This window comes from Tabrizicola sp. TH137, assembly GCF_002855575.1.
Classification (GTDB): Bacteria; Pseudomonadota; Alphaproteobacteria; order Rhodobacterales; family Rhodobacteraceae; genus Paragemmobacter.
In genome coordinates, this window is record NZ_PKRQ01000002.1 from 358,668 (window position 1) to 377,089 (window position 18,422).

Sequence of the window (18,422 nt, forward strand, 5' to 3'; positions counted from 1 at the left end):
GTTGTGCGGTTCTGTGCCGGTTCAACCCCTGTTGAAAGGTCAGGGTCCGAGAGGCTGGAAAGCGGGCGCGAAGCATGTATCCTGCCGCCCGGATCGCCGTCCGGGCAGGGCAGGCGCAGGGCTGGGGGCAAAGAGAATGACGGATCAGGCGAGCATCTTCGTTGGGGGTGGTGGCGAGGGCTATGCGGTGCCGCAGCAGCTTTTGCTGAAATATGCCAATCGCCATGGCCTGATCGCCGGGGCGACGGGAACGGGCAAGACGGTGACGTTGCAGATCCTTGCGGAGGGCTTTTCCGCCGCCGGCGTGCCGGTCTTCATGGCCGATGTGAAGGGCGATCTGTCGGGGCTGGGGGCCGCAGGATCCGAGACGCACAAACTGCACGCGGCCTTCTCGGAACGGTCGGCACGGATCGGCCATGCCCTGACCTATCGCAGCTTTCCGGTCACCTTCTGGGACATGTTCGGCGAGCAGGGCCATCCGATCCGCGCGACGGTGGCCGAGATGGGGCCGTTGCTGCTGTCGCGGCTGCTGGAACTGACCGAGGCGCAGGAAGGCGTTCTGAACGTCGCCTTCCGCCTGGCGGATGAGGAAGGGCTGCCGCTTCTGGACATGAAGGACCTTCAGGCGCTGCTGGTCTTCATCGGCGAGAATTCCGAAACGATTTCCACGCGATATGGTCTGGTGGCAACTGCGTCGATCGGGGCGATCCAGCGGCGGCTTCTGGTTCTGGAGAACGAGGGGGGGGCAAAGTTCTTTGGCGAACCGGCGCTGGATCTGGCGGACCTGATGCTGCTGGATGCGAATGGGGCAGGGCGGGTGAACATCCTTGCGGCCGACCGTCTGATGAACAGTCCGCGGCTCTATGCGACCTTCCTGCTGTGGCTTCTGTCCGAACTGTTCGAAACCTTGCCCGAGGTGGGCGATCCGGAGAAGCCGAAGCTGGTCTTCTTCTTCGACGAGGCGCATCTGCTGTTCAACGATGCGCCCAAGGCGCTGGTTTCCAAGGTGGAACAGGTGGCGCGGCTGATCCGGTCCAAGGGGGTGGGGGTCTATTTCATCACCCAGAATCCGGCGGATGTGCCGGAGAATATCCTTGGCCAGTTGGGCAACCGCGTGCAGCACGCGCTGCGGGCCTTTACCGCGAAGGATCAGAAGGACCTGCGACTTGCGGCAGAGACCTATCGCCCCAACCCGCGCTTTGCGACAGAGGACGCGATCCGCGATGTCGGCACCGGTGAGGCGGTGACCTCGCTGCTGGAGAACAAGGGGATACCGGGCATCGTGGAGCGGACGCTTGTGCGCCCGCCGTCAAGCCAGCTTGGCCCGATCGACCCTGCGCTGCGGGCGCAACTGATGGTGCAGTCGCCGCTGAAGGGGAAATATGACGCGGTGGTGGACCGGGAAAGCGCCTATGAGAAGCTGCGCGCCCGGGCGGATGCGGCGGCGCGCGAGGCGGCGCAGGAAAGCGCCCCCCCCGCGCCTTCGCCCTGGGATCGCGGGGCAGCGACGGAAGAGGCGGCCGATGGCTATCGCCGCGCCCGGCGCTATGACGGGGATCGCGGCGAGGAGGCGGCCCCGCGGCGCAGTGGCAGCGCCTCCGGGCGCAGCGATTCCATCGGCACCGCCTTCGCCAAGAGCTTTGCTCGCCAGTTGGGCACCAAGACGGGGCAGGCCGTGGTGCGGGGCATTCTCGGGTCGTTGTTCCGCAGCCGCTAGCGCGGGGAACGGTCGATGGCCCGAAGCCGCAGGCGGGTGATGCGGTTCTCGCGCTTTTGCATCACTTCGAAGCGGAAGCCGTGGAAGATGAAGGCCTGCCCTTCGGCGGGGATCATCTGCGCCTCGTGGATCACAAGGCCCGCGATGGTGTTGGCCTCGTCATCCGGCAAGGTCCAATCCATCGCGCGGTTAAGGTCGCGGATCGTCATGGCCCCGTCCACGAGGTAATCGCCGCCATCGGTGGGGGTCAGGCCGCCATCCTTGGCGACGACGTCGAATTCATCGGTGATCTCGCCCACGATCTCTTCGAGGATGTCTTCCAGGGTGATGAGGCCCTGAAGGGCACCATATTCATCAACGACCAGCGCGAAATGGGTGCGCCGCTTGAGGAATTCGCGCATCTGTTCGTCGAGCGTGGTGGTTTCCGGGATGAAATAGGGTTTCATCGCCACCTTCACGATGTCGAGGTCGGAGAGGTTGCCGAGCCCGCCATCGCCATCGCCGCGCACCAGCCTGTCCACCTCGCGCAGCAGGTCCTTGGCGTGGATCACGCCGAGGATGTTGTCATCACTGTCACGAAAGATCGGCAGGCGCGTATGGGGGGAGGCCAGCGCCTGGGTGAGTATGCGTTCCGGGGGATCATCGGCGTTGATCATCTCGATCTGGCGGCGGTGGCGCATGATCTCGTCCACCGTGCGGTGGGTCAGGTCCAGCGCGCCAAGCAGCCGGTCGCGGGCATCCTTTTCCACCGCGCCTTCGGAATGGCCGAGCGCGATGGTGCCCGCGATCTCTTCCCGCATGGCGGTCAGGCGGCCGGCATCGTTGCCGGTCACGCCAAAGCCGCGCAGGATCAGCCGGACCACGGCCCGCACGACCGAGACGACCGGCGAAAAGATCAGGATGAGGACCCGGATCACCGGGGCGACACGGCTGGCCACCGGTTCGGGGAAGGTGATGGCCAGCGTCTTGGGCAGCACCTCGCCGAAGATCAGGACCAGCGCCGTCATCACCAGCGTGGCAAGGGCGACGCCGGATTCCCCGAACATCCGCACGAACAGAGCCGTTGCCAGAGAGGCCGAGAGGATGTTGACGATGTTGTTGCCCAGAAGCAGCGCACCGATCATGCGTTCGCTGTCTTCGGTCACCTTCATCGCCGTGGCCGCCCCGCGCGACCCCTTGTCGGCCTGGGCTTTCAGCTTGCCACGGGAGGCGGCTGTCAGCGCCGTCTCCGAACCCGAAAAGAAGGCCGAAAGACAAAGCAGCAGAAGGATCGCCAGCGCCGTGATCCAGAAGGCGGCATCAAGGGTCATCGAAGGTCCGTTCATGGTTGCTCTGGCATGATGGGCAAGGAAGGGCGCAGGCTCAAGCCTTGCCGGGAGGGCGGGCGAGGGGATGATGGCCCAGCACCAGGTCTTTCAGGTGATCGTCCAGGACATGGGTGTAGATTTCCGTCGTCGCCACATCGGCATGGCCAAGCAGGGTCTGGATCACCCGCAGGTCGGCCCCGCCGGCAAGCAGATGGGTGGCAAAGGCGTGGCGGAGGGTGTGGGGCGTCACGCGGGCCGGGTCGATGCCGGCGCGCAGGGCCATGTCCTTCAGCATCAGGTGGAAATGCTGGCGGGTCAGATGGCCGTCTGCCCCCGATCCGGGGAAGAGGTGGCGGCCCGGAGGGCGCCCCTTCCGGCGGGCCGCCTCTTCGGCGCGGTCAAGTTCGGCAAGCCAGTCCGCTAGCGCCGCGCGGGCGGGGGGGGAAAGGGGGACCATCCGTTCCTTCCCCCCCTTGCCGCGCACCAGGATCATCCGGGGATCGCCCCGGACGGCCGCGACCGGCAGGGTCACAAGTTCCGACACCCGCATCCCGGTGGCGTAGAGCAATTCCATCAGGCAACGGTTGCGCAGCCTTTCCTCTTCGGTCCTGCCCTTGTCGCGGGCGGCGGCAAGCAGGCGTTCGACCTCGTCCATCGACAGGGTCTTTGGCAGGCGCTGCGCCGCGCCGGGCCCGTGGATGCGCAGGGCCGGATTGTCTGCGCGCCAGCCTTCCTCATGCGCGAAGCGGAACAGTTGACGCAGCGCCGAAAGACGGCGCGCGCGCGTGGCCTTCGACAGGCCTGCGGCCTCGCAGGAGACGAGATAGGCTTCCACATCCTCGCGCGTTGCGGCGGCGAAGCTGCTGCCCCGGCGCGCCAGCCATCCCATGGCATCGGCCAGGTCGCGCCCATAGGCAAGGCGCGTGTTGCGGGCGGCATCGCGCTCTGCGGCCGCCGCTTCGAGGAAAGTGGAAATCCATTGGCTGTCGGCACTCGGGGCGGGCATGGCTAGCCCCGCCGTTCCAGCAGGACGAGTTCCAGTGCCGTGCGGCGCGCGGCCTTGTCCATCCCCACCTTGCGCAGGAGGGCGAGCCCGTCCGTCACCCCGTCGAGATCGCCCTGCACCCCGCGTTCGATCTTTTCGATGGCGATCAGGATGGCTTCGCCGATCCGTCCTTCTTCGACCAGTCGGGAAAGATCGGCATCGGGCTCATGGCCAAGAAAGGCCGGTGCGATTGCGCGGGCAAGGCTGTCGGGCGGGGTCAGGCCGTCCAGCCTTCCTTGGGCGAGGCCGATCAGGAAGGCCTCGCGCGGATTGGTCGGCTTGCGCGATGCGACGATGGATTCGAAATCCGGCGACAGAAGGCCGAGGGCAAAGGCGACCTGTGCCGCCTCTCCTTCGAAGGGGATGGCGGAGAGGCGCTTGCCGTAAAGATCGGCGAAGGGCACCTCGAGTTCGGATTGCGTCATCTGCGCCCAGATTTCGGGGAGGATCTGGGCGATGGCCGTCTGGTCACCCTTGTCCAGCGCCGCCTCGAACTTCTGGAAAACCGCCACGCGATCCCACACACCGCCGGATGCGGCAGGACGGCGTTCGGTATAGAGGCCGAGCAGCGCGTTGGGGGAAATGGCCCCGGCCCGGGCCAGCCGTTCGGCCGCCTCGACCTGCGCCTTCCATCCGGCCTGCGGGCGCAGTTCGGCATGGGCGAAGGCGATGGGGAGGGTCGCGGTGGACAGCGGCTCGCCAATCGCCTCGAACATGCGCCAGGCGAGGGGGGTGATGCGGGATGGGGTGGCGAGGGGCGGTTCGCCCTCGAAAAGATCGGGGTCGAGGAAGCGGGACAGCAGCGCGTCCTCTTCATCCGTGATGTAGCCCAGGGCCTGGCCGGTGCGCAGTGTGAGCGCGGCGGCATTCCAGTCGCCGGACCGGGCGAGGCAGAAGATGCGCGCCGGAAAGGTGGGGGCAAGGCCGGGGGATTCCACCATGATGCGGCAACCGCGATCCTCTTCCCCTGTCAGCAGCGCGACGTCGAAGCTGCGCCGGAACAGGCCCGGATCGCGACTGCCCGCCGCATCCAGCAGGGCACGGGCCTGATCCAGCGCCCCCATGGCCAGCAGCTTGTCGATCCGCGCCATCAGCAGGGTTGCGCCCGTCCCCGCATCGGCAGGAGGTTGCGCTTCGGCAAGCAGGACGGTGAGCAGGAGGCCGCGCAGGGCGGGCAGGCTGTCCACCCTTTCGGCGGTCAGGAGGGCGGCGATGTCCTCCGTCTGGCCGGGACCCCAGAGATTGGCAGGCAGGCCCGTCACCTGCGGTGGCAGCAGACCTACGGCATCGGCGGAAGGTGCGCCGATCACCGTGACGGCGACGGAGCCCTGCGTGGCCCCGGTCGTCGCCGTCGGGCGGGCCGGATCGACGGGGGCAGGGGCGGGGGTCGCGACGGATTGCGACAGCCAGTCGATGGCGGAAAGCGGTTCCTGTGCCCGTCCCGCCAGCGGGGCCAGCAGGCAGACTGCGGCGATGAGCCCAAGGCGGCTTGCCTCAATCGGCATTCAGCGTCACCGGAACCTTCACTTCGCCCTGCACCGGGCTGAGATCGGCCAGATAGGCGAATCCCGTGAGCCCGGCGAATCCGAGGATCGCCAGAACCAGCACTGCCTTGAAGATGCGACCCATGCGCCTTGCCTCGTCTTATTCCCGCCGCTTGCTGCGACGCTTGATAGTTGCGGCCCCCCGCAGAGCGGCAGGTCATGTGCTTTGCAGCAAAGCGCAAGGGCCGACCACGATTATATATGGCTTTCGCGGCAAGTTCACGCCATTGAAGGGGGTGGGAAGCATATGTCGGCGGGCGGATTTGCGCCGGACACGGAAAGGTGAAGCGGGCAGCGGGTGATGCGTCGGCTGAAGAAGACGGTTGTGATGGTGGGCATGATGGGGGCCGGCAAGACCGCCGTCGGGACGGCGGTGGCGCGGTCGCTCGCTGTCCCCTTCCTCGATTCGGACGAAGAGATCGTGAAGGCCGCCCAGCGCAGCATCGCCGAAATCTTCGAACGCGACGGCGAACCCTTCTTCCGCGCCCGCGAAACCGAGGTTCTGGCGCGGCTTCTGCGCGGGACGCCTTGCATCCTCTCGACCGGTGGCGGGGCATTTCTTGCCGAGACGAACCGGCGGCTGGTGCAGGAGGCGGGTGTCTCGGTCTGGCTGCGCGCCGATCTGGACCTTCTTTGGCAGCGCGTGCGGCACAAGACGACCCGGCCGCTCTTGCGGACCGGCAACCCGCGCGAGACGTTGCGCCAGCTTTACGAGGCGCGCGTGCCGCTCTACAGCCTGGCCGATATCGTGGTTGACAGTGCCGCCGACCTTTCGATTGACGAGATGGCGGCAAAGGTCGTGGCGGCATTGTCGGCCCGGCCCGATGTCCTGGAAGAGGAATAGCCGATGGCCCTGGATGTGGTTCCCGTGGCGCTTGGCGCGCGGTCCTATGAGGTGCGCATCGGCGCGGGCCTGATTGACCGCGCCGGAGCCGAGATCGCCCCCCTGCTGGCCCGCCGTCGCGTCGCCGTCGTCACCGATGAGACTGTGGCGGGGCTGCATCTTTCGCGCCTCGTCGCCGCGCTGGAGGCGGAGGGCATGACGGTCGCCACGCTGGCGCTGCCGGCGGGCGAGGCGACGAAGGGCTGGCCGCAGTTCACGCGCTGCGTCGAATGGTTGCTGGAACAGAAGATCGAGCGGCGCGACATCGTGATCGCCTTTGGCGGCGGCGTGATCGGCGATCTGGTCGGCTTTGCGGCGGCCGTGCTGCGGCGGGGCGTGCGCTTCGTGCAGATTCCCACAACGCTCTTGTCGCAGGTGGACAGTTCGGTGGGCGGCAAGACCGGAATCAACACGGCGCAGGGCAAGAATCTGGTTGGTGCCTTTCATCAGCCCTCGCTGGTGCTGGCCGATATCGCGGTGCTGGACAGCCTGCCGCGCCGCGACTTCCTTGCCGGCTATGGCGAGGTGGTGAAATACGGTCTCCTGGGAGATGCGGCCTTCTTCGACTGGCTGGAAGGTGCGGGGCCGACGCTGGCCGCCGATGCGGGCAATCTGCAACATGCGGTGCAGCGGTCTGTGGCGATGAAGGCAGGCATCGTCGAACGCGACGAGACGGAAGAGGGCGAACGCGCCCTTCTGAACCTTGGCCATACCTTCTGCCATGCGCTGGAAAAGGCAACGGGCTATTCTGATCGGCTGTTGCATGGCGAGGGGGTGGCGATCGGTTGCGCGCTTGCCTTCGAACTGTCGCAACGCTTGGGCCTCTGTTCGCAGGAAGCGCCCAGCCGGGTGCGGGCGCATCTTCGCGCGATGGGGATGAAGGTCGATCTGTCCGACATTCCGGGCGAATTGCCGGGGGCAGAGGACCTTGTCCGGCTGATGGGGCAGGACAAGAAGGTGATCGACGGCCGGTTGCGGTTCATCCTGGCACGCGGGATCGGCGCGGCCTTCGTGGCCGAGGACGTGCCGCCCGACCTTGTGACCGGACTTCTGGAAGAGGCGTTGCTGCGCGGGCGGTGATCCGGACTGGGCCTTGAAGCGTGCAGGGCTAGTTCTGGCGGGGCAGAAGTTTCGGGGGCGCAACCGGGTGCATATCGTCGTGGCGGTTCTGGCGCTGATCGCCAGTTGTCTGTCGGTCTGGATGCTTGAGGCGGGCCGGGACGGGGTGACCGTCGCCCCTTTCACGGTGGCGGAAGGGCCGCCAGCGACGCTTTACCTGCCGGAGGGGGAAGGGCCCGCGCCGGTTGTCGTGATCGCCCATGGCTTTGCCGGATCGCGCCCCCTGATGGAGCCCATCGCCCTGACAGTCGCGCGGGCGGGATATGTCGTCGTCAGCTTCGATTTCATGGGGCATGGGCGCAATCCGCGCCCGATGACGGGGGATGTCACCTCCATCGACGGCACGACGCGGCTTCTGGTGGAGGAAACGCTCCTGGTGGCCCGCGCCGCGCTGGCCCATCCGCGCGCCGATGGCCGCCTTGCCTATCTGGGGCATTCCATGGCCTCGGACATCATCATCCGCGCGGCCGCGCAGGCCCCGGAGGCGGGCGCGGTTGTCGCGCTTTCGGCCTTCTCCAAGGCGGTCACGCCGGAGTTTCCGCCGAATCTTCTGCTGATCACTGGGGAATGGGAGGGCGGTCTGGCCGATGCGGCGTTGGACATGCTGCATCTTGCCGATCCGGGGGCCAGCCTCGGGCAGACGATCGGCGATCCGGGGCAGGGGACGGGGCGCCGGGCAATCCTTGCGCCGGGGGTGGAGCATGTGGGTATCCTGTATTCGGGCCCGGCCCAGGCAGAGGCGGTGGCCTGGCTGAACGCTGCCTTCGGGCGCGAGGGAGGGGGCGATCCGGCGCCGCGCGGGCTGTGGATCCTTCTGCTGTTGCTGTCGGTGGCGACGCTTGGCTGGCCGCTGGCGCGGGCCCTGCCTGCCGGGCCGGGGCCGAAGCCCATCGCGCGGCGGGATTTCCTGCTGGCGGCCCTTCTGCCGGTCATCGTGGTGCCGCTGCTGCTTGCGCCGTTGCGCACGCAGATCCTGCCGGTTCTGGTGGCGGATTACCTGGTTCTGCATTTCGCGGCCTTTGGCGCGCTTGGCCTGGTCCTGCTGGGGCGCGCCGGTCATCTGCGCGGGCAATTCCCCGCCCGCATCTGGCCCATGGCCGCGCTGGTGGCGGTCTTTGCCATCGGGGTGATCGGCTGGGTGCTGGACCACTATGTCGCGTCCTTCCTGCCGCATCCGGGCCGTCTGCTGATCATCGGCGGGCTCGCGCTTGGGACGGTTCCCTATCTTGTTCTGGATGCCATCCTGACAGAGGGCGGGCGCGCCCCGCTCTGGCGGGTGCTCGTTGCGCGGGGCGGGTTCCTTGCCTCGCTTCTGATCGCAGTCGCACTGAACTTCGATCGGCTGATGTTCCTGCTGATGATCCTGCCGATCATCCTGCTGTTCTTCCTGATCTTCGGCACGATGTCGGGTTGGATCGGTCGGCGCACGGGGCGGCCCGCCATTGCCGGTGTCGGTTTCGGCCTGATGCTGGCCTGGGCGCTTGGCGTGACATTTCCGCTCTTTGCCTGACCCTGACGCGGGGGGCGGGCCAGATGCGCGTCACGGGCTAACAACCGGGGCGGGCAGGCCGTTCCTGAGGGTGAAGGGTGTCGTGCAAGACCTCGGGGGGAAGAAGGTGACGTGTCCCGCATCGCTGAAAGGGCCACCCTGACAGGGTGCAGGACAACAGCCACGCCTCCCCGGTTCCGATTTCCCATTTTCCCGGTGTGCCATGTACGATAGCGCCGCTTCGCCTTCTTCTGCCACTGCCATGCCGGAACCCGACCGGCAGACACGGGCCAGGGTCCTGGCCGAACTGCGTGACAGCGAGCGGTTGCTGCGCGCCTCGATGGAGCATTCCCCCATCGGCATGGCCCTGACGCGGATGGATGGAAGCTGGATCGACGTCAATCCCGCGCTTTGCGAATTCCTCGGCTATTCGAAGGCGGAACTGATGGAGGCAGGGTTCCGGAAAGTGACCCTGCCGGAGGATCGCGAGGCGACGGTGCAGACCGCACGCCGGATGGTCGCTTCCCATCAGAAGAGCGTCCGTCTGGAAAAGCGCTATATCCATTCCAGCGGGCGGATCATCGTCGGCGTTCTGCATCTGACAGTGGTGCGGGACAGCGATGACAGGCCCATCATGTACATCTCGCAGATCACCGATGTCACGGCCGCGCGGCAACTGGAACATCTGAAAAGCGAATTCATCACCACGGTGAACCATGAATTGCGCACCCCCCTGACCGGCATCATGGGGGCCTTGCGATTGCTGGAGGTGATGGCCGCCCAGATGCTGCCGGAAAAGGCGCAGGGCCTTGTGGGTGTGGCGGCGAAGAATGCGACACGGCTGAAGTCGCTGCTCGACGACATCCTCGAAATGGAGACGGTGATCTCTGACCAGAGCTTCTGGGTGGGGCAGGAGACGGACATGGCGGACATGATCCGCGCAGCGGTAGAGGCGGTTGGGCCGAAATCCGAAGCGGCCAGGATTCCCGTCCGCATCCTTTCGGCGCAGGCCGGGGTCATCTGCGAAACCGATCCGGATCGTCTGGGCCGTGTCCTGCGGATCCTGCTGTCGAATGCGGTGAAGTATTCCGATCCGGGTGGCGAGGTCACGGTGGAGTTGACGCAGACCGAAGGTCACCTCCGGGTCGCAGTGGCAAATGGCGGCCTGCCGATCCCCGAAGAGATGCGCGCCCATATCTTCAAACCCTTCGTGCAGGGCGAATCCACCGATGTCCGGCGCAAGCAGGGCAGCGGTCTGGGTCTTGCCATCGCCAAGCACATGGTGACGTCGCTCGGCGGCGAGATCGACTATGTCAGCACGGAGGCCGGCACAAGGTTCTGGATCGACCTGCCGCAGCGCCGGAGCGGCTGAGTGACCTACGAGAAATAATCCTCATCGACCGTCTGGATCGTGTAGGTGGCCCGCACCCGGACCCCCACGCCGTGCTTAAACATCAGGTCCGCGCTGTGCGATATGGCGTTCAGCAATGGAGTTTTTTCATAAACAAACTGTAGGCGCGAATCGATTCGCGGCAGTGGGTCAATGAAATGCGGGTTTTTTGTGGCGCAAGTTAACATGGGTTACACGCAAGGCGCGAGCACACTGGTCGTGCAAAATCGCTAACGCGAACCGAGGGTTGCAAAGCATAGCACATGCGATTTTCCGTCTCTCACCGAACGATTCTGCGGGTGTATACGGAAGGGCAGTCTGCTGCCGCAGTGCGATGGGGGGAGTTCCAATGTTTGGCAAAATGTTCCGGGTTCTGCTGATGGTTGGCTGCCCTCTGATGGTTGAGGCAGGTGCTGCATCCGCAGCGCCGGTGACCCTCTCTTATGACTTTACAGGCGGGAACGCGACCGCAGATTCCTTGCTTTTTTCGCAGGGCGGGGTTGACCTAACCGTTACTGGCCATCTGTATACGGCACCTGAAACGATTAACTCGGCCGTTCAGGTTGATCGCGGACAAAATGGATTGGGAGTGTGTGGCTCGCTTCCTGTGGGGCAGGAGGGTAGGTGCCGCTCCCCTCTCCTTGATGGTGGTGCTGGTGCGAATGACAATGAGGTTCTGAAATTCTCGTTTTCGTCGGCGGTATCTCTGCTGAGCATTTCCTTCTTCAATAATGACACCAACGATGTCTTCGATTTCTTCATCGGCGCTCCCTTGGACTTTCAGTTCGACTTCCTTACACCGTCGCAAGGGCAACGAGTTTATTCGTTTGCAAGCCCAAACCCCGTAGGATCGCTCTTTGGCATAGGTATCAGGGGTAACACAGATCAGGTTCGGATCGCCGGATTGTCGGTGCAGTACGATACGGCTGTTGTTCCACTCCCTCCCGCCGGGTTCCTACTGCTGGGCGCTGTAGTCGCAATGGCTGCACTTCGCCGCCGGAAGACCATCCTAGGACAAATAGCTGCCTGACGCGCTCTTGTGGCTGACTGAAATCAGACCACGACTGTCTTGCTGGTTACCTGATACCCCGCCGAGGATGCAAAGTCCTTGAACTGGGCTGTTTGGCTGTATTGCAATCTGCAGTCATCGTCTGCCGTCCTAAAGCTCTGCTCGGACATCCTTGTTCGGCACGATCTAGCGGTCAACCACTGGGGCACCCGTTGGGGCATCCAGAACGGACCGCTTACGACGATGAGGTGGAAACCATGGACGCCACGGGCATCGCGGGTGGCTGGCTGGGGCGCTAGGATTCGAACCTAGGTATGGCGGTACCAAAAACCGCTGCCTTACCACTTGGCGACGCCCCAACCGTGCGGCGGTGTTTAGCGAAGGCCTCGGGGGGGTGCAAGGGGGGCCGCGCAAAAATCAGGGGCGGATTGCGAGGGGCGCGGGCAGGCGCTAGGGAGGGGCATGCAACAGCGTGATGTCATCGTCTTGGGGGCCGGGGCGGCCGGGATGTTTGCCGCCATCGAAGCGGGTCGCCGAGGGCGGCGCGTCCTCGTCATCGACCATGCCAAGGCGGCGGGAGAGAAGATCCGCATTTCAGGCGGGGGGCGCTGCAATTTCACCAATACCGGCGTTGCGGTGGATCGTTTTCTGGGCAGGAACCCGCGCTTTGCCCTTTCGGCCCTGCGCCGCTTCACCCCGCAGGATTTCATCGCCCGGGTCGATGCGGCGGGTATCGCCTGGCATGAAAAGACGCTCGGGCAGCTTTTCTGCGATGGGTCGGCAACGGAAATCATCGCCCTGCTTCTGCGCGACATGGCCAAGGCGGGGGTCGATCTCTGGCTTTCCTGCGCCTTGGGCGAGGTGCGGCGCGAGGCGGCGGGATTCGTCGTGGAAACCGGCCGTGGACCTGTCACCGCCCCGTCGCTGATCGTGGCGACAGGGGGGAAGTCCATCCCGAAGATGGGGGCGACCGGGATCGGCTATCGTCTGGCCGAACAGTTCGGCCTTCCGGTGACCGAAACCCGCCCCGCGCTGGTGCCGCTGACCTTTGCCGAACAGGAACTGGCCTGGATGCAGCCGCTGGCCGGCGTGGCCCTGCCGGGCCGGGTGAGCCATGGCCGGACGCGCTTTGACGAGGCGGTGCTCTTCACCCATCGCGGGCTGTCGGGCCCTGCGATCTTGCAGATTTCCTCCTACTGGCGCGAGGGGGAGGCGATCTCCCTGAACCTTGCGCCGGACCGCGATGTGATGGCCTTCCTTGCCGCCGAGAAGCAGGCCAACGGTCGCGCCGCGCTGCGCAGCGCGCTGTCACGGCTGATGCCGGAAAAGCTGGCGCGGCTGGTTGAGGCGCGGTCAGGCATTTCATCGCCTCTGGCAGAATTGGGCCGGGCGCGGCTGGAGGAGGTGGCGCGGGGGATCACCGACTGGTCGCTGCGCCCGGTAGGATCGGAAGGCTATCGAACCGCAGAGGTCACGCTGGGCGGGGTGGCGACGGATGCGCTGGACTCCCGCACGATGGAGGCGAAGGGCGTGCCGGGCCTCTTCTTCGTGGGCGAGGTGGTGGATATCACCGGCTGGCTGGGCGGATACAATTTTCAATGGGCGTGGTCATCGGGCTGGGTCGCGGGTCAGGCGGCATGACCCATCGGCAAAACCGCGTCCTGCCCACCGGCGACATCGTCGCGATCCCCGACCGGGGGCTTTTCATGGGCAATCGCGGCATCCTGCATGATGCGGAGGGGCGGCTGGGCGTAGCGCGCTGGAAACATCCGCACTGGATCACCTGTCGGCTGGAATTCAAGGGCCGCAAGCGCAACCTCATGGCGCCCGGGAGCTATACCGAACTGTTCTTTCTGGACGAGGCGGTTGCCTGTGCAGCAGGGCATCGGCCCTGCGCGGAATGTCGGCGGGCGGAATGGCTGCTGTTCCGCGAGGCCTGGGTCGGGTTGTATGGCGAGATGCCCGCCGCCGCGATCGACCGCAGCCTGCATCGCGCGAGGGTCGAGCGTCGGGCGCAGCGGCGCCATGTTGCGCCGGTGGCAGAGGTGCCGCCCGGGGCGATGATCCTGCTGGACGGGCGCGCGCATCTGATGCGCGAGGGGGCGGTGCAGCCTTTCAGCCCGGCAGGCTATGGGCCGCTTCGGGACGTGCCGAGCGGCGCGGTCACTGTGCTGACACCCGAGCCGATGGTTGCAGTGATGCGCGCGGGCTGGCGGCCCGCGCTGCACCCCTCCGCCCTCTGACCCCGGTCAGACGCGCAGAGGATCGGCCTTGGCAAGCCGGTCGAAGGCCATCAGGCTGTCCACCAGGGCGGGCATCTGGGCGAGGGGGATCATGTTCGGCCCGTCTGACGGCGCGCGATCCGGGTCTTCATGCGTTTCGATGAAGACCCCGGCAATCCCCACCGAAACGGCGCAACGGGCCATCACGGGGGCGAATTCGCGTTGGCCGCCCGAGGCATTGCCCTGGCCACCCGGCTGCTGCACCGAATGGGTGGCGTCCATGATGACGGGCCAGCCGGTCCGCGCCATGATCGGCAGCGACCGCATGTCGGCGACCAGCGTGTTATAGCCGAAACTGGCCCCGCGTTCCGTCAGGAGGATGTTCTCGTTCCCCGTTGACGCGACCTTTTCCGCGACATTGGCCATGTCCCAAGGGGCAAGGAACTGGCCCTTCTTGATGTTGACCACTGCCCCCGTCTCACCCGCCGCCAGCAGAAGATCGGTCTGCCGGCAGAGGAAGGCCGGGATCTGGATCACATCCACCACCTGTGCCGCCGCGCGGGCCTGATCGGCATCATGGATGTCGGTCAGCACGGGCATCCCCATCGCGCGCACCGCCTCGAGCACTTTCAGGCCTGCGTCGATCCCCAGTCCGCGCCTGCCCTTGAGCGAGGTGCGGTTCGCCTTGTCATAGCTGGCCTTGAACACATATTGCGCGCCCGCCTTCGCGCAGGCCTCGGCCATGGCACCCGCAATCATCTGGGCGTGATCGAGGCTTTCCAACTGGCACGGCCCCGCGATCACCAGAAGCGGGCGGTCATTCCCGGCCACGAGCGGGCCGATCTTCACAATCTTCATCATTCCCCCGGAATTTCGGTCAGGCCGAGACCTGCTCGCGCAGGATGGCCGCTGTCATCGACAGAAGCAGGTATATACCCGCGAAGATGAGCATCGCCACCACCGTATTCTCGAAGGCACGGGGATAGGTCGCCTCGTCCGGGGCAACGGGGGCCACGGAGAGCGAGATATAGCGCGCCTGCCGGTTGGCCTCGATCCGGGCCGTTTCCATGGCCTGAAGCGCCTCGGCCAGCATCATCTGCCGGGTTTCGGCATCCGCTTCGGCCAAAGCCAGTTCTGATTGCACGCGGGCGAGCGACTGGCCGCTGGCATCATCTTCCGTCAGGCGCGCGCGCAGGGCGGTGATTTCCTGCTCCAGCGTGGCGATGCGGCGCTTGAGCGGGTCCATCCGCGCCTGATTGGGGTTCTCGTTCGATTCCATCTGGGCCAGCGACAGGCGATCGGCGGTCAATTGCCCTTCAAGCTGGCCGATCTGGCTGGTGATGAGGTTCACTTCCAGGTCCGAGGACAGGACCTTGAAGGTCTCTTGCAACTGCACCGCGCGCTGGCGGGCGTCGCGCAGGGCGACTTCGGCCTCGGTATAGCTTTCGCGCGCCCCGCGCATCGCATCTTCGCGCAGACGCTGGGTCAGTTGATCGACCTGCTCTTCGGCATAGCCGATCAGCGCTTCGGAAAACCGCACGGAGGTCTGCGGGTCGGGCGCGATGACCTCCATCCGGATGATGCCTTCGGTCGGATCATAGGAGACGCGGACATTGCGCTGATAGATCTTGTAGGCGGCTTCATTCGTGGCGTCGGGCTCCAGCCGCTGGATCGGGTCGATGGCGGGATCGGTGAAGACCTCGCGGAAGCCGATATCCTGATCCAGCCGCAACATCGCATCGCGCGATTGCAGATAGCCCTGGACGGTGATCGAATCCTGCATGTTCGCCATAGGCGTATTCATCAGGCCGCCCATCGAGGTGCCGCTGCTGCTGGGCGGCTGCGCGACCTGGATGACGAATTCCGTCTTGGTGGCATAAAGCGGCGTGGCCACGCGGTAGTAGTAGAAGCCCGCAAGAAATGTGGGCAACAGCACGAAGAAGAAGAGCCGCGCCATCAGCAGAAGCGACCGCCGCCGCCGCCGCTTCATCAGGTCCTGCTGCATCTTCAGCAGTTCTGCCGCGTGGTTCACCTCGTCCATGGCGGCGGGCATCTTCACCGGCTTGATCGTCTGCGGCAGGCGCTGCCCGGCCGGCACGGGCATGGTGCTGCCAGTGCCGGGACTGCCCGCCTCGTCTTCTTCGGCCACGATATCGACGACGGGATTGGGACGGAACGGGTCCAGCCCGGCCTGCCGCAGGAGACGGACCGCATCGAAATCCGACGTGGCGGGCAGGCCGTATTTCTGCGCCATCCGCCGGGCAAGGCGCAATTGCCGCCCGGTCAGGCCTTCGCGCCGAATGGCATCGAGATCGGCGCTGGGATTGCCATTGCCGGACGCGGCAGAGATTGGGGTCACGCTGTCGCCATTCACCAGATCGGCATGGGCTGCTGCGGCGGTGGGGAAGGGGGCTGCGCCGAACCCATCTTCGGTCTGGGCGAAAAGCGCCTCATCCTGCGGTCTGGCCCTTGCGGCGGACGGGCCGGGCGCCGCCGCCATGGGCATGGCAGAGGGATCGGGAAGGGACGGCTCTGTCACAAGGCTGGGCACGGGGCGCGGAACGGGCCGCGGGGCGGCGTTTGCCGGCTGCGGATCGGGACGCCGCGTGTTGTACCGCTTAACCTTGAGTTTCATAATCATACAGCCGTTTTGCTTCTTCCAACGTCTCGAACATGTGCAGCCGCCCATTCTTGAGGACTGCGGCCTGCTTGCAGAACTTCTCGAGCGTCGAGGCCTGATGCGACACCACGATCACCGTGGCATCCTGTAGCCTCTGACGCAGGACAGCCCCCGCCTTGCGGTTGAACTCTGCATCGGTGGTGCCGGGCATGCCTTCGTCGATCAGATAGATGTCGAATTCCAGGGCCAGCAGCAGCGCGAAGGAGAAACGCCCCCGCATCCCCGAAGAATAGGTGCCCACCGGCATGTCGAAATACTCGCCGATATCGCAGAGCCAGCGGCAGAAGCTTTCGACGTAGTCCGGATCAAGGCTGTAGAGCCTGGCGATGTAGCGGGCGTTTTCCGTCCCGCTGTGACGGTTGACCACGCCGCCCATGAAGCCCAGCGGAAAGGAGATGCGCGAAGAGCGCCGGATCGTGCCTTCATCCGGCTGTTCAAGCCCTGCCATCATGTTGATGATGGTCGTCTTTCCCGCGCCATTGGGGGCAAGGATGCCCAGCGAATTGCCGAGTTCGACCCGAAACGTCGCCCGATCGAGGATGATCTTCCGCGTCCGGCCGGTCCAGAAGGACTTCGAGACGTTTTCGAACTCGATCATTCCTGCCCTTTCCGCAAGCCGCACCCCGGATCGCGGATCACGGCCCCGGGGGGATGATCCGCATTGCCACCGATTGTGCGGCTAACTGCCCTTTTGGGCGACATTATGTCGGAATTTACCGCCCCATGACAATGGCAGATGGAAACCTCGCACTGTTTCGCTAACGCCGCATGAAGCGCGCCAGGCCGATCGCCACGGGCGCGGCCAGCAGCGACAGCGCCAGCCCGAGCCGCGCCGCCTCGGCCATCGCGCCGCCCGGCAAGGCACTGTCGAGCGCAAGGACAGGGGCCGTGAACCCGATGCCCGAAATCAGCGCGACCAGCACAAGGTCGCGGATGCGGATTCCGGCCGGCATCGGCACCCGGAAAAGCTGCGCCGCGACAAGGCCGCCCAGGACAAGGCCCAGCGGCTTGCCGATCCACATGGCGGCCAGAACGCTGCCCGTGGTCGGGCCGAAGGCGGCAAGATCGACGCCGCCGCGCGTCAGGCCGAACAGGAACAGCGCGATGGACAGGGGCTTGACCATCAGATGCGCAATCCGGTTCAGCGGATCGGTCAGAAACTCCTCCGCCTCGGCGAAAAGGCCGAAGGCGCGGTCGGCATGGGGAATGGCCGGGATGATCGGCAGAAAGCCGAGCGCACCGGGCAGACCGGCCGCCACGACGCCGAACCAGCTTAACGCCCCCGCAAGGAAGTAGGGCCAAAGGGCAAGACCCCGCCTGCGGGACAGTTCGGAACTGCCGGTGCCGACATGCCGCCCGTGCAGGAGCCACACGGCCAGCGCCGCCGCAAGCGGCAGGCCGAGCCAGAGAAGTTGCAGCCCGGCATAGGGATAGACGAGGCCAAGCAGCGTGATGCCGATGACGTTCGAGGCGATGGACAGAAGCAGCAAAAGATGCAGCGCCGGGTGGCCTGCGCCAAAGACGGCACGCCCGACGACATAGCCGATCACGATGTCCGATCCGATGGGCAGCGGCCAACCCGTCCCGGCAGGGACCCATTCGCTCGTCGCGAAAAGCGCGCTGTGCAGCCACCACAGCGCGACGGAGCCCGCGATCGCGCCAAGCGCCGCCCCGGCGGGCAGCATGGCCCGACGCCCCGCCAGCGCGCCGCGTTCGAGGATGAGCGCCTCCCAGAGTTCCTTGCCCACGAAGAAAAGGAAGAAGGCCATCAGCAGATCCGAGGCCACGGTCATCGGCGTGACGACGAAGCTTTCGCCCGCGATCCAGCTCGGTTTCGCAAAATCGACCAGCCTGTATTCGACGGCATCGTAATAGGTGGCGGGAGACAGGTTGACCCAAGCCGTCGCCAGCCCGATGCCGCCCAGCAGCGCCCAGGCAAAGCGTCTTACGAAGGGGGATACGCGGTACATTCTCGCAGCTCCCGTGGCAGCGGGCCAGATATCCGGCCTATGCCCGG

The 18,422-nt window shown here is 65.7% G+C and carries 16 protein-coding genes and 1 tRNA gene; 8 read left to right on the plus strand and 9 right to left on the minus strand.

What is annotated here, in order from left to right:
• Window positions 1-136 precede the first annotated feature (136 nt).
• Window positions 137-1,717 (plus strand): helicase HerA-like domain-containing protein, encoded by a 1,581-nt coding sequence (locus tag C0V75_RS07110; protein ID WP_101920215.1) that lies wholly within the window; start codon window positions 137-139, stop codon window positions 1,715-1,717.
• Here the strand turns inward: C0V75_RS07110 and C0V75_RS07115 are convergent.
• The 4 genes from C0V75_RS07115 to C0V75_RS23930 are packed head-to-tail and all read right to left on the minus strand — an operon-like array spanning window position 1,714 to window position 5,698.
• Window positions 1,714-3,042, minus strand: a complete 1,329-nt coding sequence (locus tag C0V75_RS07115) for an HlyC/CorC family transporter (RefSeq protein ID WP_371410673.1) — start codon at window positions 3,040-3,042, stop codon at window positions 1,714-1,716. The genes C0V75_RS07110 and C0V75_RS07115 overlap by 4 nt on opposite strands.
• Window positions 3,043-3,079: 37 nt before the next feature.
• Window positions 3,080-4,030: a site-specific tyrosine recombinase XerD gene (locus tag C0V75_RS07120; protein WP_101920217.1), complete on the minus strand. Its 951-nt coding sequence runs from the start codon at window positions 4,028-4,030 to the stop codon at window positions 3,080-3,082.
• Between the two features lie 2 nt (window positions 4,031-4,032).
• Window positions 4,033-5,574, minus strand: a complete 1,542-nt coding sequence (locus tag C0V75_RS07125; RefSeq protein ID WP_101920218.1) for a hypothetical protein — start codon at window positions 5,572-5,574, stop codon at window positions 4,033-4,035.
• Window positions 5,564-5,698: a hypothetical protein gene (locus C0V75_RS23930; RefSeq protein WP_256377155.1), complete on the minus strand. Its 135-nt coding sequence runs from the start codon at window positions 5,696-5,698 to the stop codon at window positions 5,564-5,566. The genes C0V75_RS07125 and C0V75_RS23930 overlap by 11 nt, the downstream gene beginning before the upstream one ends.
• Window positions 5,699-5,911: 213 nt before the next feature.
• Here C0V75_RS23930 and C0V75_RS07130 point away from each other — a divergent pair, with 213 nt between their 5' ends.
• The 5 genes from C0V75_RS07130 (at window position 5,912) to C0V75_RS22715 (ending at window position 11,524) form a co-directional block, all read left to right on the plus strand.
• On the plus strand, window positions 5,912-6,457 hold the full coding sequence (locus tag C0V75_RS07130; protein ID WP_173861051.1) for a shikimate kinase: 546 nt from the start codon (window positions 5,912-5,914) through the stop codon (window positions 6,455-6,457).
• Window positions 6,458-6,460: 3 nt separating this feature from the next.
• A complete protein-coding gene (aroB, locus tag C0V75_RS07135; RefSeq protein WP_101920220.1) occupies window positions 6,461-7,576 on the plus strand; it encodes a 3-dehydroquinate synthase in 1,116 nt (371 codons plus the stop codon).
• A 13-nt stretch (window positions 7,577-7,589) separates the two neighbouring features.
• Entirely contained in the window at window positions 7,590-9,125 is a 1,536-nt protein-coding gene (locus C0V75_RS07140) for an alpha/beta hydrolase family protein (protein ID WP_371410674.1), read from the plus strand.
• A gap of 241 nt (window positions 9,126-9,366) precedes the next feature.
• The gene (locus C0V75_RS07145; protein WP_158241794.1) at window positions 9,367-10,476 is read left to right on the plus strand and encodes a HAMP domain-containing sensor histidine kinase; all 1,110 of its coding nucleotides are present in this window, start codon (window positions 9,367-9,369) and stop codon (window positions 10,474-10,476) included.
• 367 nt (window positions 10,477-10,843) lie between these two features.
• The gene (locus C0V75_RS22715) at window positions 10,844-11,524 is read left to right on the plus strand and encodes a VPLPA-CTERM sorting domain-containing protein (RefSeq protein ID WP_143710392.1); all 681 of its coding nucleotides are present in this window, start codon (window positions 10,844-10,846) and stop codon (window positions 11,522-11,524) included.
• Between the two features lie 263 nt (window positions 11,525-11,787).
• On the opposite strand, the gene C0V75_RS07150 is transcribed toward C0V75_RS22715, so the two are convergent.
• Window positions 11,788-11,862 (minus strand) — tRNA-Gln (locus tag C0V75_RS07150).
• Between the two features lie 103 nt (window positions 11,863-11,965).
• Between C0V75_RS07150 and C0V75_RS07155 the strand changes: the two genes are divergently transcribed.
• Both C0V75_RS07155 and C0V75_RS07160 read left to right on the plus strand, forming a co-directional pair.
• Window positions 11,966-13,144, plus strand: coding sequence for an NAD(P)/FAD-dependent oxidoreductase (locus C0V75_RS07155; RefSeq protein ID WP_101920222.1), 1,179 nt, complete (start codon window positions 11,966-11,968; stop codon window positions 13,142-13,144).
• Window positions 13,141-13,746 carry a hypothetical protein gene (locus C0V75_RS07160; RefSeq protein WP_101920743.1) on the plus strand — a complete coding sequence of 202 codons (606 nt, stop codon included), beginning with the start codon at window positions 13,141-13,143 and terminating at the stop codon, window positions 13,744-13,746. The genes C0V75_RS07155 and C0V75_RS07160 overlap by 4 nt, the downstream gene beginning before the upstream one ends.
• A 6-nt stretch (window positions 13,747-13,752) precedes the next feature.
• Here C0V75_RS07160 and kdsA read toward each other — a convergent pair whose 3' ends face one another.
• The 4 genes from kdsA to C0V75_RS07180 form a co-directional block, all read right to left on the minus strand.
• On the minus strand, window positions 13,753-14,583 hold the full coding sequence (gene kdsA, locus C0V75_RS07165; RefSeq protein ID WP_101920744.1) for a 3-deoxy-8-phosphooctulonate synthase: 831 nt from the start codon (window positions 14,581-14,583) through the stop codon (window positions 13,753-13,755).
• A 19-nt stretch (window positions 14,584-14,602) separates the two neighbouring features.
• Complete coding sequence (locus C0V75_RS07170) at window positions 14,603-16,360, minus strand: capsule biosynthesis protein (RefSeq protein WP_254216399.1); 1,758 nt, start codon at window positions 16,358-16,360, stop codon at window positions 14,603-14,605.
• Window positions 16,344-17,003 (minus strand): ABC transporter ATP-binding protein, encoded by a 660-nt coding sequence (locus tag C0V75_RS07175; protein ID WP_101920224.1) that lies wholly within the window; start codon window positions 17,001-17,003, stop codon window positions 16,344-16,346. The genes C0V75_RS07170 and C0V75_RS07175 overlap by 17 nt, the downstream gene beginning before the upstream one ends.
• 160 nt (window positions 17,004-17,163) lie before the next feature.
• Window positions 17,164-18,375, minus strand: a complete 1,212-nt coding sequence (locus tag C0V75_RS07180; protein ID WP_158241795.1) for a Na+/H+ antiporter NhaA — start codon at window positions 18,373-18,375, stop codon at window positions 17,164-17,166.
• Between the last annotated feature and the right edge of the window lie 47 nt (window positions 18,376-18,422).

Bases quoted from the DNA above. Each gene is read 5' to 3' on its own strand.
- C0V75_RS07155 (WP_101920222.1), top strand. From the start codon at position 11,966: ATGCAACAGCGTGATGTCATCGTCTTGGGGGCCGGGGCGGCCGGGATG.
- C0V75_RS22715 (WP_143710392.1), top strand. From the start codon at position 10,844: ATGTTTGGCAAAATGTTCCGGGTTCTGCTGATGGTTGGCTGCCCTCTG.
- C0V75_RS07175 (WP_101920224.1), bottom strand. From the start codon at position 17,003: ATGATCGAGTTCGAAAACGTCTCGAAGTCCTTCTGGACCGGCCGGACG.
- C0V75_RS07170 (WP_254216399.1), bottom strand. From the start codon at position 16,360: ATGAAACTCAAGGTTAAGCGGTACAACACGCGGCGTCCCGATCCGCAG.
- C0V75_RS23930 (WP_256377155.1), bottom strand. From the start codon at position 5,698: ATGGGTCGCATCTTCAAGGCAGTGCTGGTTCTGGCGATCCTCGGATTC.
- C0V75_RS07145 (WP_158241794.1), top strand. From the start codon at position 9,367: ATGCCGGAACCCGACCGGCAGACACGGGCCAGGGTCCTGGCCGAACTG.
- C0V75_RS07115 (WP_371410673.1), bottom strand. From the start codon at position 3,042: ATGAACGGACCTTCGATGACCCTTGATGCCGCCTTCTGGATCACGGCG.
- C0V75_RS07125 (WP_101920218.1), bottom strand. From the start codon at position 5,574: ATGCCGATTGAGGCAAGCCGCCTTGGGCTCATCGCCGCAGTCTGCCTG.
- C0V75_RS07120 (WP_101920217.1), bottom strand. From the start codon at position 4,030: ATGCCCGCCCCGAGTGCCGACAGCCAATGGATTTCCACTTTCCTCGAA.
- kdsA (WP_101920744.1), bottom strand. From the start codon at position 14,583: ATGAAGATTGTGAAGATCGGCCCGCTCGTGGCCGGGAATGACCGCCCG.
- C0V75_RS07160 (WP_101920743.1), top strand. From the start codon at position 13,141: ATGACCCATCGGCAAAACCGCGTCCTGCCCACCGGCGACATCGTCGCG.
- C0V75_RS07180 (WP_158241795.1), bottom strand. From the start codon at position 18,375: ATGTACCGCGTATCCCCCTTCGTAAGACGCTTTGCCTGGGCGCTGCTG.
- aroB (WP_101920220.1), top strand. From the start codon at position 6,461: ATGGCCCTGGATGTGGTTCCCGTGGCGCTTGGCGCGCGGTCCTATGAG.
- C0V75_RS07110 (WP_101920215.1), top strand. From the start codon at position 137: ATGACGGATCAGGCGAGCATCTTCGTTGGGGGTGGTGGCGAGGGCTAT.